This is a genomic window from Bradyrhizobium sp. RD5-C2 (genome assembly GCF_019972155.1).
GTDB lineage: Bacteria > Pseudomonadota > Alphaproteobacteria > Rhizobiales > Xanthobacteraceae > Bradyrhizobium.
Genome location: NZ_BOVL01000006.1, coordinates 1 through 24,080, shown reverse-complemented (window position 1 = coordinate 24,080; position 24,080 = coordinate 1). Strand labels below are relative to the sequence as shown.

The 24,080-nt window shown below is 63.6% G+C and carries 24 protein-coding genes, 3 tRNA genes and 1 pseudogene; 14 read left to right on the top strand and 14 right to left on the bottom strand.

Features of this window, described 5'->3' with window-relative positions:
* Window positions 1-14 precede the first annotated feature (14 nt).
* On the top strand, window positions 15-1,307 hold the full coding sequence (locus BraRD5C2_RS05035; RefSeq protein ID WP_223967235.1) for a spinster family MFS transporter: 1,293 nt from the start codon (window positions 15-17) through the stop codon (window positions 1,305-1,307).
* Here the strand turns inward: BraRD5C2_RS05035 and BraRD5C2_RS05030 are convergent.
* The gene (locus BraRD5C2_RS05030; protein ID WP_223967234.1) at window positions 1,304-2,122 is read right to left on the bottom strand and encodes an alpha/beta fold hydrolase; all 819 of its coding nucleotides are present in this window, start codon (window positions 2,120-2,122) and stop codon (window positions 1,304-1,306) included. The two genes, BraRD5C2_RS05035 and BraRD5C2_RS05030, sit on opposite strands and share 4 nt — an antisense overlap.
* A 119-nt stretch (window positions 2,123-2,241) precedes the next feature.
* The gene (locus BraRD5C2_RS05025) at window positions 2,242-3,216 is read right to left on the bottom strand and encodes a TRAP transporter substrate-binding protein (RefSeq protein ID WP_223967233.1); all 975 of its coding nucleotides are present in this window, start codon (window positions 3,214-3,216) and stop codon (window positions 2,242-2,244) included.
* A 238-nt stretch (window positions 3,217-3,454) separates the two neighbouring features.
* Between BraRD5C2_RS05025 and BraRD5C2_RS05020 the strand changes: the two genes are divergently transcribed.
* The 6 genes from BraRD5C2_RS05020 to BraRD5C2_RS04995 all read left to right on the top strand — a co-directional run bounded on the left by BraRD5C2_RS05020 (window position 3,455) and on the right by BraRD5C2_RS04995 (window position 6,454).
* A complete protein-coding gene (locus BraRD5C2_RS05020; RefSeq protein WP_021079164.1) occupies window positions 3,455-3,658 on the top strand; it encodes a hypothetical protein in 204 nt (67 codons plus the stop codon).
* Between the two features lie 52 nt (window positions 3,659-3,710).
* Window positions 3,711-3,851 carry a hypothetical protein gene (locus BraRD5C2_RS05015; RefSeq protein WP_223967232.1) on the top strand — a complete coding sequence of 47 codons (141 nt, stop codon included), beginning with the start codon at window positions 3,711-3,713 and terminating at the stop codon, window positions 3,849-3,851.
* A 98-nt stretch (window positions 3,852-3,949) separates the two neighbouring features.
* A complete protein-coding gene (locus BraRD5C2_RS05010; protein ID WP_223967231.1) occupies window positions 3,950-4,150 on the top strand; it encodes a hypothetical protein in 201 nt (66 codons plus the stop codon).
* Between the two features lie 38 nt (window positions 4,151-4,188).
* A complete protein-coding gene (locus BraRD5C2_RS05005) occupies window positions 4,189-4,356 on the top strand; it encodes a hypothetical protein (RefSeq protein ID WP_223967230.1) in 168 nt (55 codons plus the stop codon).
* Window positions 4,357-4,522: 166 nt separating this feature from the next.
* Complete coding sequence (locus tag BraRD5C2_RS05000; RefSeq protein ID WP_223967229.1) at window positions 4,523-5,824, top strand: hypothetical protein; 1,302 nt, start codon at window positions 4,523-4,525, stop codon at window positions 5,822-5,824.
* A gap of 444 nt (window positions 5,825-6,268) precedes the next feature.
* Entirely contained in the window at window positions 6,269-6,454 is a 186-nt protein-coding gene (locus BraRD5C2_RS04995; RefSeq protein WP_223967228.1) for a hypothetical protein, read from the top strand.
* Window positions 6,455-6,571: 117 nt separating this feature from the next.
* Here BraRD5C2_RS04995 and BraRD5C2_RS04990 read toward each other — a convergent pair.
* A tRNA-Asp gene (locus BraRD5C2_RS04990) sits at window positions 6,572-6,648 on the bottom strand.
* Window positions 6,649-6,955: 307 nt separating this feature from the next.
* On the opposite strand from BraRD5C2_RS04990, the gene BraRD5C2_RS04985 reads away from it, so the two are divergent.
* Together BraRD5C2_RS04985 and pepT are read left to right on the top strand one after the other, a co-directional pair.
* Window positions 6,956-7,279 carry an HU family DNA-binding protein gene (locus tag BraRD5C2_RS04985; protein WP_223967317.1) on the top strand — a complete coding sequence of 108 codons (324 nt, stop codon included), beginning with the start codon at window positions 6,956-6,958 and terminating at the stop codon, window positions 7,277-7,279.
* Between the two features lie 157 nt (window positions 7,280-7,436).
* Entirely contained in the window at window positions 7,437-8,696 is a 1,260-nt protein-coding gene (gene pepT, locus BraRD5C2_RS04980; protein ID WP_223967227.1) for a peptidase T, read from the top strand.
* A 121-nt stretch (window positions 8,697-8,817) separates the two neighbouring features.
* On the opposite strand, the gene BraRD5C2_RS04975 is transcribed toward pepT, so the two are convergent.
* From BraRD5C2_RS04975 to BraRD5C2_RS04955, 5 genes are all read right to left on the bottom strand, one after another.
* Window positions 8,818-9,669 carry a class I SAM-dependent methyltransferase gene (locus BraRD5C2_RS04975; RefSeq protein ID WP_223967226.1) on the bottom strand — a complete coding sequence of 284 codons (852 nt, stop codon included), beginning with the start codon at window positions 9,667-9,669 and terminating at the stop codon, window positions 8,818-8,820.
* Between the two features lie 34 nt (window positions 9,670-9,703).
* The gene (locus BraRD5C2_RS04970) at window positions 9,704-10,009 is read right to left on the bottom strand and encodes a YciI family protein (protein WP_223967225.1); all 306 of its coding nucleotides are present in this window, start codon (window positions 10,007-10,009) and stop codon (window positions 9,704-9,706) included.
* Between the two features lie 22 nt (window positions 10,010-10,031).
* On the bottom strand, window positions 10,032-10,325 hold the full coding sequence (locus BraRD5C2_RS04965) for a hypothetical protein (protein ID WP_223967224.1): 294 nt from the start codon (window positions 10,323-10,325) through the stop codon (window positions 10,032-10,034).
* Window positions 10,326-10,589: 264 nt separating this feature from the next.
* Window positions 10,590-10,666, bottom strand: a tRNA-Val gene (locus tag BraRD5C2_RS04960).
* 92 nt (window positions 10,667-10,758) lie between these two features.
* Window positions 10,759-11,163, bottom strand: coding sequence for a GFA family protein (locus BraRD5C2_RS04955; protein WP_223967223.1), 405 nt, complete (start codon window positions 11,161-11,163; stop codon window positions 10,759-10,761).
* A gap of 202 nt (window positions 11,164-11,365) precedes the next feature.
* Between BraRD5C2_RS04955 and BraRD5C2_RS04950 the strand changes: the two genes are divergently transcribed.
* Window positions 11,366-12,034 carry a GntR family transcriptional regulator gene (locus tag BraRD5C2_RS04950; RefSeq protein ID WP_097673524.1) on the top strand — a complete coding sequence of 223 codons (669 nt, stop codon included), beginning with the start codon at window positions 11,366-11,368 and terminating at the stop codon, window positions 12,032-12,034.
* A gap of 1 nt (window position 12,035) precedes the next feature.
* Entirely contained in the window at window positions 12,036-13,247 is a 1,212-nt protein-coding gene (locus BraRD5C2_RS04945; protein ID WP_223967222.1) for an MFS transporter, read from the top strand.
* 95 nt (window positions 13,248-13,342) lie between these two features.
* Here the strand turns inward: BraRD5C2_RS04945 and BraRD5C2_RS04940 are convergent, their stop codons facing one another.
* From BraRD5C2_RS04940 to BraRD5C2_RS04915, 6 genes are all read right to left on the bottom strand, one after another.
* Complete coding sequence (locus BraRD5C2_RS04940; protein WP_223967221.1) at window positions 13,343-13,867, bottom strand: cupin domain-containing protein; 525 nt, start codon at window positions 13,865-13,867, stop codon at window positions 13,343-13,345.
* Between the two features lie 221 nt (window positions 13,868-14,088).
* Complete coding sequence (lon, locus tag BraRD5C2_RS04935; protein ID WP_223967220.1) at window positions 14,089-16,518, bottom strand: endopeptidase La; 2,430 nt, start codon at window positions 16,516-16,518, stop codon at window positions 14,089-14,091.
* 319 nt (window positions 16,519-16,837) lie between these two features.
* Window positions 16,838-18,112 (bottom strand): ATP-dependent Clp protease ATP-binding subunit ClpX, encoded by a 1,275-nt coding sequence (gene clpX, locus BraRD5C2_RS04930; RefSeq protein WP_024583449.1) that lies wholly within the window; start codon window positions 18,110-18,112, stop codon window positions 16,838-16,840.
* A 454-nt stretch (window positions 18,113-18,566) separates the two neighbouring features.
* Window positions 18,567-19,202 carry an ATP-dependent Clp protease proteolytic subunit gene (locus BraRD5C2_RS04925; RefSeq protein ID WP_223967219.1) on the bottom strand — a complete coding sequence of 212 codons (636 nt, stop codon included), beginning with the start codon at window positions 19,200-19,202 and terminating at the stop codon, window positions 18,567-18,569.
* A 197-nt stretch (window positions 19,203-19,399) separates the two neighbouring features.
* Window positions 19,400-20,758, bottom strand: coding sequence for a trigger factor (gene tig / locus BraRD5C2_RS04920; protein ID WP_223967218.1), 1,359 nt, complete (start codon window positions 20,756-20,758; stop codon window positions 19,400-19,402).
* Window positions 20,759-20,923: 165 nt separating this feature from the next.
* Window positions 20,924-21,008: transfer RNA gene (locus tag BraRD5C2_RS04915), tRNA-Leu, on the bottom strand.
* Window positions 21,009-21,143: 135 nt separating this feature from the next.
* Between BraRD5C2_RS04915 and BraRD5C2_RS04910 the strand changes: the two genes are divergently transcribed.
* The 3 genes and pseudogenes from BraRD5C2_RS04910 to BraRD5C2_RS04900 form a co-directional block, all read left to right on the top strand.
* Window positions 21,144-22,475, top strand: a complete 1,332-nt coding sequence (locus tag BraRD5C2_RS04910) for a multicopper oxidase family protein (protein ID WP_223967316.1) — start codon at window positions 21,144-21,146, stop codon at window positions 22,473-22,475.
* Between the two features lie 31 nt (window positions 22,476-22,506).
* A complete protein-coding gene (locus tag BraRD5C2_RS04905) occupies window positions 22,507-23,592 on the top strand; it encodes an enolase C-terminal domain-like protein (RefSeq protein WP_223967217.1) in 1,086 nt (361 codons plus the stop codon).
* 168 nt (window positions 23,593-23,760) lie between these two features.
* Window positions 23,761-24,080 (top strand): annotated as a pseudogene (locus BraRD5C2_RS04900) (hypothetical protein); the annotation flags it as partial.

Here is a 24,080-nt window from a genome sequence, read left to right as displayed (position 1 = left end):
CGGGGGAGGAAGTCATGGTCGATGTCGCACCGCAGGCGGCCGCGCAAGTTCAAGTCGCCGCCACGCCCGCCGCGCGCCGCTACTACGTCCTTGGCCTGCTCACGATCATCTACGCCCTCAACTTCCTCGACCGGACCATCTTCAACGTGCTGATCGAGCCCATCAAGAAGGAGTTCGCGCTCAGCGATACCACGATGGGCCTGCTCGCCGGGTTCGGCTCCGTGCTGTTCTACTCGTTGCTCGGCATTCCCATCGCGCGGATGGCGGATCGCCTCAACCGCCGCAACATCGTCGCGGCAGCCTTCGCGTTCTGGAGTGCGATGACCTATCTCTGCGGCATGGCCTCCAGCGTCGCGACGCTGGCACTGGCGCGGGTCGGGGTCGGCATCGGAGAGTCGGCGGGCACGCCGGCCTCGCAATCGATGATCGCCGATCTGTTCGACAAGAACGAGCGTCCGCGCGCGCTCGGCATCTACGCGATCGGCACCTATCTCGGCGTCTTCCTCGGCTATTTCATCGGCGGCTATGTCAATCAGCACTATGGCTGGCGGATGGCCTTCTTCACCGCGGGCCTGCCCGGCATCGCGCTCGCCGCGGTGCTGTGGCTGACGATCTCCGAGCCGAGGCGCGGTGCGATGGCCGAGACCTTCAAGGCCGAGCCGATCGGGCCGACGCTGGGCTTCCTGATCGCGCAGCCGAGCTTCCTCATCGTGCTGGTCGGCTTTTGCCTCACAACCTACACCAACTACGCCACCGCGGTGTGGATCCCGCCGTTCCTGGCGCGCATCCATCACCTCACCAGCGCCGAGATCGGCACCTATGCCGGCACCTTCAAGGGCCTCGCCGGCATGGCGGGCACGCTGATCGGCGGCCTCGTGGTGGCGCAGATCGGCCGCCGCGACGACCGCTGGAAGCTGTGGGCGCCCGCGATCATGTCCGGACTCGCCGGTCCGGTGTTCGCGCTGTGCATGCTGACGCAAAGCTTCACGCTGATGGTCGCGATGCTGGCTCTGACCTCGTTCATGGTCGGCTTCCATCTCGGCCCGATCTTCGCGATCGCCCAGACGGTCGCAAAGCCCAGCATGCGCGCGCTGGCCTCGGCGATCGTGCTGCTCACCGCGACCTGTTTCGGCCAGGGCGTCGGCCCCCTCGCCGTCGGCATGATCAACGACGCCCTGAAGGGCGCGTACGGCACGGATGCGGTTCGCTACTCGCTGCTGTCGGCCGCGGTGACGACGACACTCGGCGCGCTGCTGTTCGTCTGGGCAGCGCGCTGGATCCGGTCGGACATCGTGCGCGCCAGTTAAGCGTCCATGAAGGCCAGCAAGTCGGCCATCAAGCGCGCGCTGTGCGTCAGCGGCAGAGCGTGCGGTGCGCCTTCATAGACGGCGAGCTTGCTGCCTTTGATCAGCGCCGCCGTCTTCGCGCCGGTCAGTTCGAGCGGCGCGCTGGCATCCTTGTCGCCGTGCACGATCAGGGTCGGGCGGTCGATACGTTTGGCTGCGGCGCGCAGATCGGCGAACGAGATGGTCCTGCGGCAGGCCAGCGCCACGGGAAGCGGCACGCTCAGCATCATCTCCCTGATCCAGGCCCGCGTGGCATCTGGCGTGTCGGGCATGAAGAACGGCGCCTCGTTCTCGCCCATCCATTTCGGGAAGTCCTGCGCGATCGCAGCATTCTGGGCCTCGACCATCGCCCTCGGCACCGCGACCGGATTGTCGTCGGTCTGGACGATGAACGGCGTGGTGGGCGCCACCAGGACCAGCCGCGCGATGCGCTCCGCGCCGTGACGCGCCAGATAATTCACCGCCTCGATCGATCCCATCGAATGCGCGACGATCGTGACGTCGCGGAGACCACGCTGCTCGATCACGGCGGCGACATCATCGGTCAGCGTGTCGAGATCGTATCCCGTCATCGGCATGTCGGAACGGCCGTGGCCGCGCCGGTCAGGCGCAACGCAGCGAAAGCCCTTGGCGTTCAGCGCCACGATCTGGCTGCCCCAGACGCCGGAATTGAATGTCCATGCGGCAAGCAGCAGCACCGGCTTGCCCGAGCCCCAATCCTGCACGAACAGTTTTGTGCCGTCGCTTGCGGTCGCATAGAGCGGTTGGCTTGCCATGATGGAAGTCCCTTTGCAGATCGATCGGCAACATCGCCGCCGATGCACCGACCATCGCAAAGGGAGATCGTGCGCGCGATTACGTGTCAGGTAATCACGCGCGTGATGTCAGGGTGCGCTCACGTCAGCTTGCCGGTGTATTTCTCCAGCGCCGCCCAGGCGTCCGCGCCATAGGTCTTCTGCCACTGCATGTAGAAGCCGGCTTTCACCAACGCGGCCCTGAACTGCACCGGATCGGGCTTGTTGAAAGTCATGCCCTTCTCGGTCAGTTCGGCCTGCAACGAGCGGTCCATCTCGACCAGATCGGCGCGCTCCTTCACCGCCGCCGCGTCGAATGCCGCATTGATCAGTTCGAGCAGCTCGGGCGGCAGACCCGCCATCGCGCGGCGGTTGCCGAGGATCCAGTAGCCGCTCCAGCAATGGTTCGACAGCGCACAGTATTTCTGCACCTCGTACAGCTTTCCGGTCGAAACCTGCGCCAGCGGATTTTCCTGCCCTTCGACAATGTGGGTCTGCAGCGCCGAATAGAGCTCGCTATAGGAGATGCTCGACGGCAATGCGCCGAGACCTGAGAACAGCGAGGTCAGCAATGCCGTCACCGGCACGCGAATCTTGAAGCCCTTGAGATCGTCGACGCTGTTGAGCTGCCGGCTCGACGACGAGGTGATCTGGCGGAAGCCGTTGTCCCAGACCTTCTTCAGCGGCACGACGCCGGTCCTGGCGATCGCATCGCGGACGATGTCGCCGACGCCGCCGTCCATCGCCGCCCAGACCTGGTCGTAGGACTGGAAGGCGAAGCCGATGCTGGGCAAGCCCGATAGCGGCACCAGCGTCGACAGCGTCATACTGGGCGCGGCCAACAGTTCGATCCCGCCGGCGCGGACCTGCGAGAGCATCTCCGGATCGCCGCCGAGCTGGCTGTTGGCGAACACCGTGATGTTGACCCGGCCGGACGACTGCGTGCCGACCAGCCTCGCCGCCTCGGCCAAACGGATTGTTAGCGGATGGGTTTCCGGAGTGTTGACGCCGAGCTTGAAGTCGTACTCGGCGGCGGCAAGAGACGGCTTACCAAACATCGCCGCGGCAAGTGCCACGGAGCCAGTTCCCAGCACCCGCCGTCGGGTCATATTCCTTGTTTTCATTATTGTTTTTCTCCCAGGCGCCGTCCGCGCCCGCGGCCAGTTTCAGCCCTCTTCCTGTGTGACGCAAGGCACGGTGAAACCAATCCGTCCGTGGCACGAAACCATTTCCGGGAACTCACGAAACGATCCGGAAACAGATGGCGCTTACCAGTAGCTGCCATAGACGGCGCATAGACGCCCGGAGGCGACCATGAACCACTCGATCCACTCAGCCGATCGCGCGACCCACCTCAAGATTGTGGTGGTTGCGCTCGTTGCGGCCATCGGGGTTGCGGCTTTCGGCATTTCGGCCCGAAATAATGCGGATTTCACCCAGACCGCCCAGACCAACCAGGTCATCAAGGCCGGTAAGCCTGTCGCGATCACCTCCTCGGGGACCTCGACGGTCCGCTAAGACGGTGTTGAGGGTTCTGCAAACAAAGCGGCCGCCTTCGGGCGGCTTTTTGTTGGTCCTGATCGTCTCGCGCTTCGATCAAGACAATGTGGCCTTCGCCACCTTTGGCTGCGGCGATTGCAGGACCACCGAGATCGGGGCGCGCGAGATGCACGCGCGGCTTGGCCAACGCGCCGCCGCGGCGAAATCTTAACCGCCTCCTAACGCGGTCATTCGATTGCAATCCGCTCCGCGACCCCCGTTTTAAAAATTGTTCCGTAAGGTGGACGTCAACAGAGGCGCAGGCCCACAATGAATTTGCAGCAGCAAGTAATTTCGACCGGATTCAAGATCATCTGCACGGATTGCGGCAGCCTGGCGATCAAGGTCGCCGATCCCGCGCATGCGTCCGGCGACACCATCATCGAATGCCGCCGCTGCAACGCCGTACGCGGCACGGTGGCGGACCTGCACACCATGGCGCGGCGCGGCCGCGACCTGTTCGAATTCTAACCCCGGCGCCGCCGATGCTGTCAGACCCGAACGCGACCATGCAGAGCGACATTCCCCTGGACACGGTCTGGTCGATCCTCGAGGCCGCCAACGAATTGGGCGACACCCATACGGTCGATGCCTGCCGCCGCATCATCGACGCGAATTTGCGTGGCGACGCCCCCGGACAATCCGACCTGAACGCGGTCGCCGCATTCTTTGCCTGATCAAGGCGACGCGTCGCGCGTTTGTGAATCCATTGTGGCGCCGCGGTGACCGATCGCCCGGCGGAAACATAACAATACGGATCGAGACGCCGCCTAACCTTGCTTGACTTGATTAGCCCAAGGCCGACTTGCTAGCTGTCACACAGCTTTCGAATCGGACGGGCCGATGCAATTGACGCGCGACGACCTGACTGTCGGGGTCACAATCTTCGCCTTCTTCGTCATCAGCACCGCCTCGATGATCGCCTGCGGGCACGCGTTCCCGGCGATGCATGTCTGGCGCTCCGGCATCACTGCCGAGGCCATCCTCGGCACGGCGATGATGGCCTTCTTCATCCCGGCGTTCGTCGCGTGCCGCTTCAGCTTCGGTTATCTGGTGAGCTTCGCGCTGCTGTCAGCGGTGTTCGGCTTCGTCTGGCTTAGCTTCTTCAGCGCGTTCGATTATCCGCATGCCATCGCCCGCTGGGCCATGATCGCCGCGTTGACCACTGCCATGATCCCCCTGATGTTCCAGAACATGCCGGTGTGGCGGCCCGGCCTTTCTGATGCGGCGATCAAACGCATTACGCTGCTGCTGCTGGCGTCGTCCTTCGCCGTGCTGGTCGCCGACATCTCGTACGGCGCCAATCTCGGCAATCCCTATGGCGCAGCGCGCAACGCCGTCACGCGGCCGGCGCTGTTGAATTATCTCACTGGAATCATCATCGGCGCGGTGCTGCCCTATCTGTTCGCGCATTTCGCGTCGCGTCGGCAATGGATACAGGCCGCCTGCGTGTTGCTGTTTGCGCTTTGCTTCTATCCGGTGGTCAACAACAAGACCGTGCTGCTGCTGCCGATCTGGCTGCCGTTTCTGTTCTGGCTGTTCGGCCGGTTCAACCCGCGGCTGGCCACGGTGCTCGCATTTCTCATTCCGATGATCATCGGGCTGACGGCGTTTGCCATGCTCGGCGCCGACCGCGATTACGTCGTGTTCAGCGCCATCAACCTGCGCTTCCTCGCAATCCCATCGCTCGCCCTTGATCAATATGCCGACTTCTTTGCACACCGCGACCTGACCCGCTTCTGCCAGATATCAATCGTGCGACAGGTGACCGCCTGCCCTTATGGCGAGCTCGGCCCGGCGCTCGGAGCGATCTACCGGGACGGCAATTTCAACGCCTCCTTCCTCGCCACCGAGGGCATCGCGTCGGTTGGTCTTGCGCTCGCCCCGGTTTCGGCGCTCGTGTGCGGCCTGATCCTGTCGGTGGGGTCGATGGTCTCGCGGCACCTATCACCACGCTTCATCGCGGTGTCGTCAGGCATCGCCGTTCAGGCGATCATGAACGTGCCGCTCACGACAAGCCTGGCCTCGAACGGGATCGCGCTGCTGTTCCTGCTGTGGTGGCTGACGCCCGAATGGCGAACGGAAGCTTCGCATCATCAGCAACAGTCAACGCGGCCCATCGATGCCGCCGGTGTCGCGGCCTGACCGATCGACAGCCGCCACGAAGCAACGCCAATACGATCCTGTGGCGGCCTCACTTCTTCGGAGAACGATGATGCTCTGATACGGCGAGATCCCGTTCACGGCAGGATGTTCGACAACAAGATATCCGCGCTCGCGTCGTTTGAATGTCCTGAACTCCCTTCGCCTACTCCGGCAACTTTAAGACCCATCGAAAGCGCCTGAGTTCCGCAAGCCGGTGGAACCGCTGATGTGGTTTCCGCTCACTGGCTGCGACCGCTGTCGCCGAGGGCGATGCCATGAGAGTAAGGCTGACGTCAGGCTCGCGCGTTACGCTCCGCGCTCGAACCGAGACCTGACGTACGTCCGTTTCTCGCTGGTCTGGGTGGCGATAGTCACTACCGCATCAGCCGATGTGATGTTCGCGTGAGAGGCGAACCAGTTGGCCGGTCTCCAGGAAGCATGTCGATGAAAGTCCGCGAGCTACTTCAACTGCTCCAGGCACTCCCGGATCAAGACGCAACGGTCGTGATTGGCGAAGGAGCGAAGCCGGAAACCTGGCTGATCGTGTCGGGCGTCGCGGAGTGTCAGATTGCGCGCGTGAATGAGGATCACGCGATTGCCGGGAGCGAACGAGCGATCGAGATCGTCTGAGAGGTGGCGACTATCGGAGCGCGGAAAGCCCGAGCACAAGGGCGTTCAAGGTGTCATGACAGCGCTGCGCGCGACACGCCTTAAATCTGGAACCTGGGTCTAAGTGCTTGATAAGACTGGCGCGAGAGACGGGACTCGAACCCGCGGCCTCCGCCGTGACAGGGCGGCGCTCTAACCAACTGAGCTACTCCCGCGGATGCCGATCATCGGATTGATCCGCGCAGGATCGAGGGCATAAAGGCCCGCATCCGGATAGTCAAGCACGTTGCGGAGCCCTGCACAGCGCGGGTATTTTCGCGTTGTGGACGCGAGTTGTCGCCTGTTTTCAGGGGAATCGGCGTAGTCAGCAAAGCCCCGAATCAAATAAGGCCTGATACGTCTGGGTTTCCTGTGGCCGGACCCGGCGCTGCCCATTCCCAGAACCGGCGGTTTCAGGACTTTTCCGGACGCATTTTCCCGACGCGAACGGCGCGCCATTCGCGTGAAAGCAGCAATCCAGCCATTCAGCAACGAGGAGGGCCACACGTGGCGAAGAAAGCAGCGACCCCGGCGACGATCACGCTGAAGCACCTGGCGGCGGCCATCGCCGAAGAGCAGGAGCTGTCCAAGAAGCAGACCGAGGCGATCCTGACCGACATGGTCACCCGGATCACCAAGCACCTCAAGAAGGGCGAGCGGATCCGCATCGTAGGCCTCGGCATCCTCCAGGTTCGCAAGCGCGCCGCCCGCATGGGCCGCAACCCGGCAACCGGCGAGCAGATCCACATCAAGGCGAGCAAGAAGGTCGCCTTCCGCGCCGCCAAGGAGCTGAAGGAAGCCGTTTAGGTCCTTAACTTGCTTGATACCAAGCGCCATTCCGGCTCGCGACGCGGCCCCGGAGTGGCGCTTTTCTGTTGTAGAGTTGTCTCTCGATGCGCTTTGCTTGCGCGAACCAACTTCGCCTGAGCGTCTTGTTCCTGTCCTCCATTCCTGCGCGGTCTTCATGCTGGCACCGGCTCTCGACTTCAAGCACACCGTCACCGAGCGCTTCCTGCGCTATGTCGTGATCGACACCCAGTCCGATCCCGATTCACCCACCACGCCCTCCACCGAGAAGCAGAAGAATCTCGGCCGCCTGCTGGTCGCCGAGTTGCAGGCGATGGGCATATCGGATGCGCATCTTGATCCCCACGGATACGTCTATGCGACGATCCCGCCCAACACCGACAAGACGGTGCCGGTTATCTGCTTCTGCTCGCACATGGACACTTCACCCGACTGCACCGGCAAGAACGTCAAGCCGCAGCTCGTGAAGAATTATCGCGGCGGCGACATCGTGCTGCCGGCCGATGCCTCGCAGGTGATCCGCGCCGCCGAGCACGAAGCGCTGGCCGACCAGATCGGCAACGACATCATCACGACCGACGGCACCACCCTGCTCGGCGCCGACAACAAGGCCGGCCTCGCCGAGATCATGGATGCCGCGCATTTCCTCGTCACCAACCCGCAGGTGAAGCACGGCACCATCAAGATCCTGTTCACGCCGGACGAGGAGATCGGCCGCGGCGTCGACAAGGTCGACATCAAGAAGCTCGGCGCCGATTTCGGCTACACCATGGACGGCGAGACCGCGGGTCATATCGAGGACGAGACCTTCTCCGCCGACGGCGCCAGCATCATCATCGAAGGCGTCGCGACCCATCCAGGCTTCGCCAAGGGCAAGATGGAGCACGCGATCAAGATCGCGGCCGCCATCGTCGATCGCCTGCCGAAGGATACCTGTTCGCCCGAGACCACCGAGGGCAAGGAAGGCTTTCTGCATCCGGTCGCGATCTCGGGGGCCCTGGAAAACGCGCGGATCGAGTTCATCGTGCGCGATTTCACCGAGCAAGGCCTGAAGCAGAAGGAAGCGCTGCTCGAAAAGATCGTGCAGGACGTCATGAAGGGATATCCGCGCTCGACCTACCGCATGGAGGTCAAGCAGCAATACCGCAACATGAAAGAGGTGATCGATCGCCACCCGCAGATCGTCGCCTATGCGATCGAGGCGATCGAGCGCGCCGGGCTATCGCCGGTGAAAACCTCGATCCGCGGCGGCACGGATGGCTCGCGGCTTTCGTTCATGGGACTGCCCTGCCCGAACATCTTCGCCGGCGAGCACGCCTTCCATTCGCGGCTCGAATGGGTGAGCCGCCAGGACATGGAGAAGGCCGTGCAGACCATCGTGCATCTGGCGATGATCTGGGAAGAGAAGGCCGCCTAGCGACCCGCGCCGCTTCGCCGTCATTGCGAGCGAAGCGAAGCAATCCATGCTACGCGTGTGAGGACAGATGGATTGCCTCGTCGCTACGCTCCTCGCAATGACGAAATCACCAACTTATTCTCTAGGCCCGCGCCGTCACGATCCAGATCGCGCCGGGCAGCAGCACGGAATCGCCCTTCGCAAACGGCGTCAACGCCTCGCGGATCGACGTGACGGCGGCGGCCCGTAGGTCATCCGGTTGTCCTTCCAGTGCGCGGCTGGCGGGCCCGATCTCGAGCGCGCTCTGGACGGCGGCGTCAATTCCGCGCCCGATCGCGACGTCGAACTCAAGCCGGCAGGGCTCCATCGCGACGCCGGCAAACCCTGCTTCGCCGAGGATTCGGTTCACGCGCGCTTCGGACGCGAATGAGAAGGGGCCGGGGTCGTCGGGACCAAGCTGCGGCAGCTTCGGCACGTGCTTGTAGACCGCCTGCAACGGCGCCATGAAGAAGGGATTTTCGCGCGGCTCCTGCCAGCAGGCGAAGGCGAGCCGGCCCGACGGCTTCAGCGCCTTGTGCAGATTGGCGAACGACACGGCCGGATCGGCAAAGAACATCACGCCGAAGCGCGACGCCAGGAGATCGAAGCTTGCGGGATCGAACGGGTAGACCGTGGCGTCGGCGAGCGCATAGGTGACCGGCGCATCCTTCGGCGTGCTCTCTCGTGCCCGCTCCAGCATCGGCCCGGAGACGTCGACGCCGAACACATGGCCTGACGGCCCCACCTTGTTCGCAAACCCATTCGTCGAAGCGCCGCTGCCGCAGCCGACATCGACGATGCGCTCGCCGGCCTTCGGCGCGGCGCGATCGATCAGGAGGTCGAGCACCGGCTGCAGCACGATATCCTGCGCGGCCTGCCTGGACGCCCAGCGCTGACCGCCTGGCCCGTTCCAATATGCAATCTGATCGGCGTTCTGCGGATGGCCTGCGTTCATGCGATCCAACCTTGTTGAGAAGCTTCCAGAGACTCTAGCAACTCTCGCGCGTCGCCGCGCGCAGCAGCGGCATCACCTGATAGGTGAATCCGGCATTGGCCCTGACGACGGGATCGTTGGCGACGATCTCCTGCGGATCGGCATCGTCAGGTAGTTGCAGCACGCCCAGTCCCCAGACGCCGGCGGGATCGGCGACCGGCCCGAAGATCAGCGCCTTGCCGGCTTGCAGCAATTCGCCGCAATAGGCGACATGCGCCTGCATGATGGCGGCTTCCTGCGGCGTCATGTCCTGCGGAAAGGTCGGGCGCGGCCCGGTCAATTTGCAGACGTAGTGCTTCATCGACCTGGTCCGCCCTCTCGAATTATTTGGCGGCGGCGCTCGTCGGTTTGGCCGGCTTCGGCGCAGGCGTCTTGGCGGCAGTCCCCTTCGGGGCACCCTGTCCGTCATTGCTGCGTGCGATGCCCCACGGGTCGGTCGGCTTCTGGTCCGGCACGCCGCTGAGCGCGCGCTGGTAGGCGCGCTGCTGCCGCGCCTCGTTGGCCACATCCGACGGCGACTTCTCGATCTCTTCGCGATAGCGCTGAACGTGGTCCTGCTGCGCCAATGCCGGTCCGGCAATCATGGTGAGAAGAAAAATCGCGGCGAGTTTGCGCATGCATCGAGTTCCCGGTTAGGCGGAGAGATTAGCATCGCAGCCGTGCCGGCATCAAATCTGCGCGGCAAGAATGATGATGAAGGCAGTCATACTTTTGTCCGCCTCGGCTCGTAGCTCGCGGGGAACAGCAGCGATTCCTGATGAACCAGTCCGCCTTCGCTCTTCGAGCTTCGGCGCGACAGCCTTCGCCCTGCGGACCGAACAAGCGGTTGAGTTGATCCGCAAAAGCTGGCTCGCCGAGCCGTAGCCATGAGGAGCGAAGGCTGGTAGGCGGCGAGAGATTCGAACTCCCGACCCTCTCGGTGTAAACGAGATGCTCTAACCAGCTGAGCTAGCCGCCCTTACCTGCGCGCCTCTTTAGCCTCGCCCGCCCCTGGGGCGCAAGGTCGCGAGGGCCGCAAGGCCCCAATCCGTAGGCTTCAATCCTTGGGCTTCAATCATTGGGCCGCGCCGGCAATCCCTTGAGATCATTGATCCAGGGCGCGGCGGAGCGGCGCCAGACCTGGCGTCGCGGGGTCAATTCGCCGCGCTGGCGAATGCTGCCCCAGCGGATTCCCCAATCGTCCGGACCGCCATCCTCGCCGCTCGTGAACAACGGGGAACCGCAGTCGCCGCAAAAATGCTGGAAGCGGATTCGGCCGTTGTCGCCCCGCTTGCCGTAGATCTTCGGCGCACCTCCCGTCAGCCGGACCTGCTCGGCGGCGCAGATCACCGTGACGCGATAGGGCGAGCCGGTCAGCGCCTGGCAGTCCGTGCAATGGCAGATCGACACCCGTTCGGGATCGATCTCGGTCTGATAGGTCACGGCGCTGCAATGGCATTGCCCGTCGATCTGCATCCGCGCTCTCCCAAGTCGGCGTTGTCCAATAAGGCTGTCGCCAAGAGGTCGTTCCCGGAGATGCGGCCCCGCAAGGCATCCGGGACACGGTGTGGTGCCCCGTTGGGACAATACTGGTATCCCAAAACGGGATTGTTTGGGATACCAATTCGGGATGCGTCGACAATACTCCAAAAACCTACTCCCACACCGGCAGACCGCCATGTCGCAGATGCTTCAGATCCACGACCAGCTCCGGGAGATGATCCTCTCCCTCGACCTCGGCCCGGGCGAGCGGCTGACGGAGCGCTGGCTCGAGAGCCGGTTCGAGGGATCGCGCACGCCGATCCGCGCCGCGCTGGTGCGGCTCGAAGGTGAAGAGCTGGTCCGCCGCGACGGCCGCAACTGGATCGTCGCACCGATCGACCTCGGTGAGCTGGAGGCGCTGGCGGAGTTCAGGATCCCGCTGGAGACGACGGCGGTCCGCCTCGCCTGCGCGCGGGCGAGCGCGGCCGACATCGCCGGCGTCGAGGAGATGCTGGATGCCTGCCAGTCCGGTGCGCCGCGCGAGGAATGGCACCGGGTCGGCACCGATTTCCATGTCGAGATCGCACGCCTCTCCGGCAATCCCTTCATCGTCAAGGCGATCGCGGGCGCCATGACGCGGCTGTCGCGGGCACGCTGGCTCGAGGTGTGGACCGAACCTTCGCGCGAGCAGGCCTGGCGCGAGCACCGGCGCATTCTCGGCTTCATCAAGGCCAACGATCCGGATTCCGCTGCGCGCGAGGCCGCCGATCACATCACCGACACCCGAGATCGCCTGCTGCGTTCGCTCAACGAGGACCGTCGCGGCCTGCGGGCGCGTGGCTTCGCCGTGATCGGGCTGCGCTGACATGAACATGGAGATCGATCGCGAGGCGGCCCTCGACGCCGGCCCCTGGAGGCGCAACCTCGTCGTCTGCGTGATCGGATCCTTCACGACCATCGTGGGGATGACGCTGCTGTTGCCGTTCCTGCCGCTTTATGTCGAGCAGCTCGGCGTGACCGACCATGCCGCCATCGTGCAATGGTCGGGCGTAGCCTACGGCGCGACCTTCTTCAGCGCGGCGCTGACGGCGCCGCTGTGGGGACGGCTTGCGGACCGCTATGGCCGCAAGCTGATGCTGATCCGCGCCAGCCTCGGCATGGCGGTCGCCATGTCGCTGATCGGCATGGCGCACAATGTCTATGAGCTGGTCGGCTTACGGCTGTTGACCGGCCTGCTCGGCGGCTACGCCTCCGGCTCGACCGTGCTGGTCGCTTCGCAGACACCGAAGGCGCGCTCCGGCTGGGCGATCGGCGTGCTGTCGGCCGGCATCATGGCCGGCAGCTTGGTCGGTCCCTTGATTGGCGGCGTGCTGCCGGGCCTGATCGGCATCCGCGCGACCTTCTTCCTGATCGGCGGCGTCATCTTCATCACCTTCCTCGGCACCACTTTCCTGATCCGCGAGGAGGCACGCCCGAAGTCGGTGAAAGGCGCCAAGGCGCGCGGCGGCTGGTCGCTGGTTCCGGACAAGCGTCCTGTGATCGCGATGTGGGGCACCGGCCTGCTGCTGATGATTGCCAACATGTCGATCGAGCCGATCATCACGGTCTATGTCGCGCAGCTGGTCGAGACGCCGCAGGTGACGTTCGTCGCCGGCCTCGTGATGTCGGCAGCGGCGTTCGGCAGCCTGCTGTCGTCGTCGCATCTCGGCAAGCTCGCCGATCGCGTCGGCCATTGGCGGATCATCACCATCTGCCTGGCCGCATCCGCACTGCTGCTGATCCCGCAAGCTTTCGTAGTCAGCGGCTGGCAGCTGATCCTGCTCCGCTTCCTGATGGGGCTCGCGCTCGGGGGCCTGCTGCCCTGCATCGCAAGCGTGATCCGGCACAGCGTACCCGACACGGTCACCGGCAGCATGCTGGGCTATTCGATCTCGGCGCAATATGCCGGCCAGGTGATCGGCCCGCTCGCCGGCGGATTCATCGGCGGCCATATCGGCATGCGCGCGGTGTTCCTCGGCACCAGCGTGCTGATGGCGCTCGGGGCGATCGGCAATTTCCTCGTCGAGAAAAAGGAGTAGTTGCGCACGGTGGTGCATTGGCAACCCTGCGCACCTCGCGGCGCACAGGGCAACCCGCTAGCCTCATCTGGCGGCCCGCGGCGAGACCAGATGCCTCATGCCAATAATTCGGTCCGGTATTTCGCGGACAGTGCCTTTGCTCTTTCAATGCGTTCAGCTCGCTCGGCCTGACTGAGGTTTGGCGGCGGCGCAGTACGACTCGCGACCGGATCGCCCACTGCCAGGAATAACTCCTCCTGGCCTGCCGGCGTGCACATGCAGAGCATACGGACCGGCTTGTCGGACCTGTTCTTGAACGCGTGAGGCGCGTTTGCGGGGATGTTCACGGTCGAGCCGGCGCCTGCCCGATATGGTTGCCCCCGGAAGATCAACTCAACCTCGCCGTCGAAAATGGTGAACATCTCCTCGAACTCGTGACGGTGCGGCGGCGGGCCACCGCCGGGCGGCACCAGCATGTCGATCAGACAGTAGCGGCCGCCGGTCTGCTCGCCGGACACGAGGATGGTGTAGGTACCGCCGACGATCGAGACATGGCGTAGCATCGGATCGTCGAAATGCGCCAGCGTAAGGTTCCGGTTGACATCGTCAGGGGGCAGTGGCGCTCCAGGCTGCGTGGTCATCTGATCGCTTCCTTCGGATCTAGGATCGGCTTCAGAAACGCTTCTTGTCGAAGGCCAGACTGCATCAAACGATTTCGTCCGCGACGTGACGCTCTGACCGCCAGACGGCATTTATTGTCAACGCATGGTCTCGTGCGCGAGATCGGCCTCCCATCCGCACCAGAGCCAAAACAAAAACGGCGCCCGAAGGCGCCGTTTCATTATTTCGATTGGAGTTTCGCTCAGTGCGCCGTCAGGCCACCGGACGCCTCATCTGAAGCGTCGGGCTTGACGTCGACCTTGCTGGTCTCCTCTTCCCAGACGATCGGCACGGGCACGCGGGTCAGCGCCTTGGCAACGACCTCATCCAGCCGCGAGACCGGAATGATCTCCATACCGCCCTTGATCGCATCGGAAATCTCCGTGAGATCCTTGGCGTTGTCCTCCGGGATCAGCACCGTCTTGATGCCACCGCGCGCGGCAGCCAAGAGCTTCTCCTTCAGACCGCCGATCGGCAGCACGCGACCACGCAGCGTAATCTCGCCGGTCATCGCGACATCGTGGCGGACCGGAATGCCGGTCATGACCGAGATGATCGCGGTGGCCATCGCCACGCCGGCGGACGGACCGTCCTTCGGCGTTGCGCCCTCCGGCACGTGAACGTGGATGTCGCGGCGATCGAACATCGGCGGTTCGATGCCGTAGACGATCGCACGCGAGCGGACGTAGGACGCCGCCGCCGAGATCGACTCCTTCATCACGTCGCGCAGATTGCCCGTGACGGTCATCTTGCCCTTGCCGGGCATCATGACGCCTTCAATGGTCAACAGCTCGCCGCCGACATCGGTCCACGCCAGACCGGTGACGATACCGACCTGATCCTCATCGTCGATCTCGCCGAAGCGATACTTCGGAACGCCGAGGAACTCTTCGATGTTCGCCTCGGTGACCTTCACCGACTTCTTCTTGGAGATCATCAGCTCCTTCACCGCCTTGCGGGCGAGTGTGGAGAGCTCACGCTCCAGATTACGCACGCCCGCTTCGCGGGTGTAGCGGCGGATCATCAACAGCAAGGCCGCGTCGTCGATCGACCATTCCTTGGAGTCCAGACCGTGCTTGGAGAGCGCGCTCGGGATCAGATGCTTGCGCGCGATCTCGACCTTCTCGTTCTCGGTGTAGCCGGCGATCCGGATGATCTCCATGCGGTCCATCAGCGGTCCCGGAATATTCAGCGTATTCGCGGTCGTGATGAACATCACGTTGGACAGGTCGTAGTCGACCTCCAGGTAATGGTCGTTGAAGGTCGAGTTCTGCTCGGGGTCCAGGACCTCCAGCAGCGCCGACGACGGATCGCCGCGGAAATCGGCGCCCATCTTATCGATCTCGTCCAGCAGGAACAGCGGGTTCGAGGTCTTCGCCTTCCGCATCGACTGGATGATCTTGCCGGGCATCGAGCCGATATAGGTGCGGCGGTGACCGCGGATCTCGGCCTCGTCACGCACGCCGCCGAGCGACACGCGCACGAACTCACGGCCGGTCGCCTTCGCGATCGACTTGCCGAGCGAGGTCTTGCCGACGCCGGGAGGCCCGACCAGGCACAGGATCGGTCCGGTCAGCTTGTTGGCGCGCGACTGCACCGCGAGATACTCGACGATACGGTCCTTGACCTTCTCGAGCCCGTAGTGATCGGAGTCCAGCACCGCCTGCGCGGCCTCGAGGTCCTTCTTGACCTTGGACTTCTTGCCCCACGGAATCGACAGCAGCCAATCCAGATAATTGCGCACGACGGTCGCTTCCGCGGACATCGGCGACATCTGGCGCAGCTTCTTCAGCTCGTGCTGGGCCTTCTCGCGCGCTTCCTTGGACAGCTTGGTCTTGGAGATCTTCTCCTCCAGATCGGCGAGCTCGTCGCGACCTTCGTCGTCGCCGAGTTCCTTCTGGATCGCCTTCATCTGCTCGTTCAGGTAATACTCGCGCTGGGTCTTCTCCATCTGGCGCTTGACGCGCGAGCGAATGCGCTTCTCGACCTGCAACACCGAGATCTCGCTCTCCATCAGGCCGAGCACCTTCTCCAGGCGCTGGGTGACGGACAACGTCTCCAGGATCGCTTGCCGATCGGCAATCTTGACCGCGAGATGCGAGGCAACGGTGTCGCCGAGCTTGGCGAAATCGGTGATCGCCTGAACCACGCCGACGACTTCGGCGGAGATCTTCTTGTTCAGCTTCACATAGCTTTCGAAGTCAGACACGACTGAACGCGCCAAGGCCTCGGCCTCGACCGAGGTGGCGTCCGCGTCGGCGAGTGCGACCGCGGTCGCTTCGTAATACTCGCTGCGGTCGGAATACTTCTCGACACGCGCGCGCTCGAGGCCCTCGACCAGCACCTTCACGGTGCCGTCGGGCAGCTTCAGGAGCTGCAGCACGCTGGCGAGCGTACCGGTCTCGTAAATTGAATCGGGAGCCGGATCGTCATCGGACGCGTTCTTCTGCGTCGCGAGCATGATCAGCGCGTCGTTCTTCATCACCTCTTCGAGCGCGCGGATCGATTTCTCGCGGCCGACGAAGAGCGGCACGATCATGTGCGGGAAGACGACGATGTCGCGGAGCGGCAGCACCGGATAGGAGTGGCTTTCGCCGTGGACGATCGTTGGCCGGGGTTTTGATGTCGTCATGGCCTTATCCTTTTGTTTTGCCCCCTTGCACGCAGTCCGCCTGCTTGCGCAACCGCCACAAGGTGCCTTGGTGATCCGGAATTAGATTGCCGTCAGCAGCCGCATATTCCGCATCGTAAAGCGACGAATCTCAGCACATGAGATCCCTCACCGATAGCATTAGGTGGCTATCAGGCGGGGGGGTGTCAAGTCTGAGAAGTGCCGGGAAATATAGGCTAAACAGGCATTTACTGCGACGCGAAAATGGCCTGCTGCTGCGCCACAACGGCCGCCGGATCGCCCGGCAGCCGCATGAATTGCGACGACAGAAAGTTGCGCCTTAGGCGCTCGCGCTGCTCTCGACGGCGCGGTCGGAACGATCAGCATAGATGTAGAGCGGACGCGCCGTGCCCTCGACGACCTCGCGCGAGATCACAACTTCCTCGACACCTTCGAGGCCCGGAAGGTCGAACATGGTCTCGAGCAGGATGCTCTCCAGGATCGACCGCAGGCCGCGCGCACCGGTCTTGCGCTCGATCGCCTTGCGGGCGACCGCGCCAAGCGCCTCGTCGGCGAAGGTGAGCTCGATGTTCTCCATCTCGAACAGCCGCTGGTACTGCTTCACCAGCGCGTTCTTCGGATCGGTCAGGATCTTCTTCAGCGAGGCCTCGTCGAGGTCTTCCAGCGTCGCGACGACGGGCAGACGGCCGACGAATTCCGGGATCAGGCCATACTTCAGCAGATCCTCCGGCTCCACGTGACGGAAGATCTCGCCGGTACGGCGATCCTCCGGCGCGAGCACCTGCGCCGCGAAGCCGATCGAGGTCGAACGGCCGCGCGCGGAGATGATCTTCTCGAGGCCCGAGAAGGCACCGCCGCAGATGAACAGGATATTGGTGGTATCCACCTGCAGGAACTCCTGCTGCGGATGCTTGCGGCCGCCCTGCGGCGGGACCGAGGCCACCGTGCCTTCCATGATCTTCAGCAACGCCTGCTGGACGCCCTCGCCCGACACGTCGCGGGTGATCGAGGGATTGTCGGACTTGCGGCTGATCTTGTCGATTTCGTCGATATAGACGATGCCGCGCTGCGCGCGCTCGACGTTGTAGTCGGCGGCCTGCAGCAGCTTCAGGATGATGTTCTCGACGTCCTCACCGACATAGCCGGCTTCGGTCAGCGTCGTGGCGTCAGCCATGGTGAAGGGCACGTCGAGGATGCGGGCCAGCGTCTGCGCGAGCAGCGTCTTGCCCGAACCGGTCGGACCGATCAGCAGGATGTTCGACTTCGCCAGCTCGACGTCGTTGTGCTTGGTCTGATGGTTAAGCCGCTTGTAATGATTGTGAACGGCGACCGACAGCACCTTCTTGGCATGGCTCTGGCCGATCACATAGTCGTCCAGGACCTTGCAGATTTCCTTCGGTGTCGGGATGCCGTCGCGCGACTTCACCAGCGAGGACTTGTTCTCCTCGCGAATGATGTCCATGCAGAGTTCGACACACTCGTCACAAATGAAGACAGTCGGTCCGGCAATCAGCTTGCGAACTTCATGCTGGCTCTTGCCGCAGAACGAGCAATATAGCGTGTTCTTGGCGTCGCTCGTGCCGACCTTACTCATTCATTATCTCCGTCCGCCGTTCGACCTCGTTTGCCAGATCGACCCAATCCGGCACAAAACCGGAGTATTGGGTAGATAGAGCAAATTCCGTACCAAAAAAGACCCTACGCAATACTGACCGTGTGGATCACGGTTTATTTGAATCTCCGCGATCATAGCCGATGCATTACAGCCAACCATGCTGGCACCCGACTATCAAGAATTCGCTAATCGGGGGGCAGGCTCAAGACCGTGACAATACCGTGATTTTCCACGATCGTACGTGGAATACGCGTCGAAATCCACGGAACGTTGCGGGATTACCACGCCGGGCCATGAGCACGAAAGCGGAACTTTCTGGCCCAGCGTATGCGCTTGCGAGGTACTCCGCCGTCCTGCTTTGCCGACTATGTGAGGCGTCAATGTGGAGATCACACCGACGCCCCGGGTCGCCTGTCCAGATCAGCCGGCGTCGTCAGGCCGCTTTGGCCGCCGACGGGTCTTCCGGCCGCTTGTCGATGACCTTGTCGACGAGGCCGAACGTCTTGGCATCCTCGGCAGTAAGGAATTTGTCGCGCTCGAGCGCGTCCTCGATCGCCTTGTAGGTCTGGCCGGTGTGCTTCACGTAGATCTCGTTGAGGCGCTTCTTGAGATTCAGGATCTCCTGAGCGTGCAGCATGATGTCGGTGGCCTGGCCCTGGAAGCCGCCGGACGGCTGGTGCACCATGATGCGCGAGTTCGGCAGCGAGAAGCGCATGTCCTTTTCGCCGGCTGCCAGCAGCAGCGAGCCCATCGAGGCCGCCTGCCCCGTGCACAGCGTCGATACCGGCGGACGGATGAACTGCATGGTGTCGTAGATCGCAAGGCCCGACGTCACCACGCCACCCGGCGAGTTGATGTACATCGAGATTTCCTTCTTCGGATTCTCGGCCTCGAGGAACAACAGCTGCGCGACGGTCAGCGTCGACATGCCGTCCTCCACCGGGCCGGTGACGAAGATGATGCGCTCTTTCAGCAGGCGCGAGAAAATGTCGTAGGCGCGTTCGCCGCGATTGGTCTGCTCGACGACCATCGGCACGAGGTTCATGTAGGTTTCAACGGGATCGCGCATGAAAGAACCCAAGGGTTAGGGGTGATGCAGAACGTTAAGGCTTAACCCAGATATGGGCCAATTTCCGGCCGACAAGACCGGCACTAGCCAACTGGGCAGGTCGCAGAAGTTCAAGCCGATTCGCGTCGGCGCGCCTAGCGACGGAGGCCCGTCGCAGGCGTGCTTTCACGGTTCATCATTAACGCGAGGTGCCGCAATTAAGCGGCAGTTTTCTCGGCGTCTTCATCCTTGAACAGCTCATCCTTCGAGACCTTCTTCTCGGTCACGTTGGCGAGCTCCAGGACGAAGTCGACGACCTTGTCCTCGTAGATCGGGGCGCGGAGCTGGGCCAGCGCCTGGGCGTTGCTGCGGTAGTAATCCCAGACTTCCTTCTCGCGGCCCGGCATCTGGCGCGCGCGCTCGATGACAGCGCGCGAGACCTCGTCGTCGGTCACGGTGATCTTGTTCTTCTCGCCGATCTCCGAGAGCACGAGGCCGAGGCGGACGCGGCGGTCGGCGATCTTGTGGTACTCGTCCTTGGCCGCATCCTCGGTGGTGTTCTCGTCGGCGAAGGTCTTGCCGGTCGAGTCCATCTCGGCCTTGATCGAGTTCCACATCAGGTTGAACTCTTCCGCGACAAGCGACGGCGGGGCCTCGAACTTGTGGCTCTCGTCGAGCCGATCGAGCAGCGCGCGCTTGACCTTCTGGCGGGTCGCACCGGCGAACTCGGCGGTCAGGCGCTCGCGCATCAGCTCCTTGAGCTTGTCGAGCGACTCGAGGCCGAGCGTCTTGGCGAATTCGTCGTTGACCGTGACCTCACCGGGCGCCTCGATCAGCGTCGCCGTGGTCTCGAACTCGGCCGGCTGGCCGGCGAGCTTTTCATTGAGGTAGTTCTTCGGGAACGGGACCTTCAGCGTGCGGGTCTCGCCCGTGCCGATGCCGATCAGCTGCTCCTCGAAGCCCGGAATGAACTGGCCGGCGCCGATCACGACCTGAATGCCCTCGCCGGTGCCGCCCTCGAAGGCTTCACCGTTGATGGTGCCCTTGAAGCTGATGGTGACGCGGTCGCCCTTCTCCGCCGCCCCTTCGGCCTTGGCATTGTACGGACGGCTGCCCTCGGAGACACGCTTGATGGCATCGTCGACGTCGGCGTCGGAGACATCGACCACAGGCTTCTCGACCGAGAACGACTTGAAATCAGCGAGCTGGATCTGCGGCACGACCTCGATCGCGACGGTGTAGGTCAGGTCGGTCTTGCCCGACAGCAATTCCTCGACCTGGTCCTTCTCGGTCGGCATCGTGATCTTCGGCTCGCCGGCGAGGCGGAAGCCGCGATCTTCGAAAATCTGCCGGTTGGTGTCGCTGATGGTCTGGTCGATGGTCTCGGCCATGACCGAGCGGCCGTAGATCTTCTTCAGGTGCGCGACCGGCACCTTGCCGGGACGGAAGCCGTTGAGACGGACCTTGTCCTTGAGGTCGACCAGCTTGGCGCCCGCCTTGGCATCGAGATCGGATGCCGGAACGCTGATCTTGAATTCGTGCTTCAGTCCCTCGTTGAGGGTCTCGGTGACCTGCATGGTATCAATCTTCTTCCGCTTTTGCCGCGGCCCGAGCGGCCGTGGCAGTGTCCAGTCTGTTCGACGGTGAGCCTTGCGGCCTAACGTCTGTGGGTTCGGCGAACCCTCGTCCCCTTCGGGGCTCAAGGTTCTCCAAGAATTCGTCATGCAAACGCTGTAAGCGCTTGGTGCGGGCGGAGGGACTCGAACCCCCACAACTTTCGTCACTGGAACCTAAATCCAGCGCGTCTACCAGTTCCGCCACGCCCGCGCGAAAAGCATCCAGTCCGGCCGCGATGCCGCGGGCGGCCGGGCTTATAACATGCGCCCACCGGTTCGCAGCAAAAAAATGGCCGCTGGAGAGCCCGCCCTGCGACCGATCGCGACTGGACAGGTACACTTGAAAATGGTCCGCATCGGCCGGATGGCAAGCCCCCTAGCAAGGCCCGAACTTTCCCTCACCCGGCGCGACCTGATCGCCGGTCTCGGCGCCGCGGCGCTTTGCCCCGCTTGGCCGAGCCCCGGCTGGGCACAGGGCCGGACGGCAGTCGCGTTGCAGGCCAAAACCGACCGCATCCTGCTTCGTCCGGGCACCCCGGAGACCCCAGTCTGGTCGCTCGGCAGTGGCGACCTCCGCTTCAAGCGCGGCGAGGTCCTCGACGTGACGTTCGGCAACGAGCTGCCGGTTGCAGCCGTACTTGATTGCCGCGGGCTCGATGGCGTCCCGGCCGCGGAGCCGCTGGCCTCCCGGGCGCCTCTAGCCACAGGGGCAAAGGATAGCTTTCAGCTGCCGCTTCGGCATGCCGGCACGTTCCTGTGCGAACCGCTGTTCGGGGATGGCACGGCGCCGGCACGACCGCGCCCGCTGATCGTGACCGGCACCTCGCCGGTGGCGATCGACCGCGACGAGGTCTTGCTGATCGAGGAGTGGCGCCTGCAGTCCGATGGAACCGCGATCCCGCCTGGAAGCGACCCGAAAGATTCGACGCAAATTCATACAATTAACGGCAAGACCTCATACGATATCTCGGCACCGGCCAATGCCCGCCTCAGACTCCGCTTTATCAATGGCAGCCAACGCAGTGTGCTGGCGGTCAAGCTCGAGAACCTCGACGTCCGCGTGATGGCGATCGACGGCCAGCCGGCCGAACCGTTCCCGGCCCGCAACGGTGCGCTGATCCTGGCTCCGGGGGGCCGTACGGACGTCTTTGTCGATGCGACCGGTCTGGCCGGAACCAGCTTCCCGATCCTACTGCACGACGGCAAGCAGGCCCGCCCGGTCGGCAAGCTGGTTGTCTCGAACGAACCGCCGATCCGGACGGCGCCGTTCCCGCCGGCCCCGCCGCTACCGGGCAACGACATGCCCGCCCAGCTCGATCTCAAGAGTGCAGCGAGATTCGATCTGGCGCTGGGCACGCCAACCGATTGGTTCCGCCCGGCGGAGTTCAAGCCCTCCACCGCCCCGGCCTTTCAGGCCAAGGCAGGCCGAACCGTCGTGCTGGCCCTGACCAACCCGAGCGCAATCGCCAGCGCCTTTCATCTGCACGGCCATCACTTCCGTCTGCTCGACCGGCTCGACGATGGCTGGAAGCCGTTCTGGCTCGACACGCTCGCGGTCGAACCGGGCCAGACCCAGCGCATCGCCTTCCTCGCCGAATATCCGGGCCGCTATTTGATCGAGCAGGTCGCGACCGATTGGGCCGCGCCGCGGCTGCTGCGATGGTACAGTATCCAATAACAAGAAGTGGAAACCGCCAAAGGAAGCACCGATGAGCCAGACAGTTGCAGCGATTCGCGGAGTGAAGGCACGAAGCGTCGTGGTGCCGCTCAAGCGTCCTGTGAAGACCGCGTTTGGCGTGATCGATTCCGGTCCGCTGGTGCTGATCGATGTCGAAACCGATCAAGGAGTTACCGGCCGCACCTACATCTTCGCCTACAGCAAGCTCACACTTCACCCTCTCTGCTATCTGATCGAGGAGATCGGTCGCGAGCTGATCGGCAGGCCGGTCGCCCCGTTTGATCTGTTGAAGGCGATGGACGCCAAGTTCCGGCTGCTCGGCGCGCAGGGTCTGGTCGGTATGGCCGTGTCGGGCCTCGACATGGCCTATTGGGATGTGCTCGGTCAGCTCGGCGGCCGGCCGCTGGTCGCGCTGCTCGGCGGCTCGGCGAGGCCGATCAAGGCCTATGACAGCTATGGCGCGGTCGATCCCGTAGCGGACGAGCGCGCGCTGCGCCGCTCGCTCGACCAAGGCTTCAAGGGCATCAAGATCAAGGGCGGCGACGGCGATGCCGCCAATGACGAGCGCGTCGTGAAGGGCGTGCGCGCCCTGCTCGGCCCCGACATCGCGCTGATGATCGATTTCAACCAGTCGCTCGATCCGGCGGAAGCCACCCGCCGCATCGCCCGCCTTGCGCCCTACGATCTGCACTGGATCGAGGAGCCAGTACCGCAGGAAAGCCTGTCCGGTCACGCCAGGGTTCGCGAGACCTCGCCGACGCCGATCCAGGCCGGCGAGAACTGGTGGTTTCCCCGCGGTTTCGCCGAGGCGATCGCGGCCGGCGCATCCGACTTCATCATGCCCGACGTGATGAAGGTCGGCGGCGTCACCGGCTGGATGCAGGTCGCGGGACAGGCCGATGCCGCATCGATCCCGATGTCGAGCCATCTGTTCGCGGAAGTCAGCGCGCATCTGCTCGCAGTGACGCCGACCGCGCACTGGCTCGAGTTCCTCGACTTCGCGGGCGCGATCCTCGCAAGGCCCGCCGAGATCATCGACGGCGCAGTGACGGCCCGCGGTCCCGGGCTCGGCATCGAATGGAACGAGCCGGCGGTGGCGAAGTATCTCGTGAGCTAGCGCGCCCGGCGTTTCCCGTTTGCTTCAGATTGTGTCTGCCCCTGCTTCCGATGAGGGCGGCAACGGATTGGCGTTTGTCGGACGCATGGCTGAGGTCGCCATCAATCGATCGTGAGCGCGAATTCACGACATCATCATGTAGGTCGATCGGGCGCACTGGAGCGCCCAATGACGAACAACAACAAGCTGACGCTCAAATTTCGCTGTCCGAAACAGCTCGAAGGACTGATCCCGCGACCGGTCCCGGCGGCCCAAGGCGTTCCCGACTGGCTCAAGACCATGCCGGCAACGGCCTTCTCCTCGATCAACCTGCACGACGAGGACACCATCAAGCGCTGCCCGCCGTTCGTTGACGCGATGACCTGCGGGTACCTCCTGCCACTGGTCTGCGATCTCAAGGTCGCGGACGGCGAAATCACCTGGGATCACGACCTGCCGCCGGGAGGCACACCCGAATTTCCGCGCTCGCCGATCGGATTTCACGACCC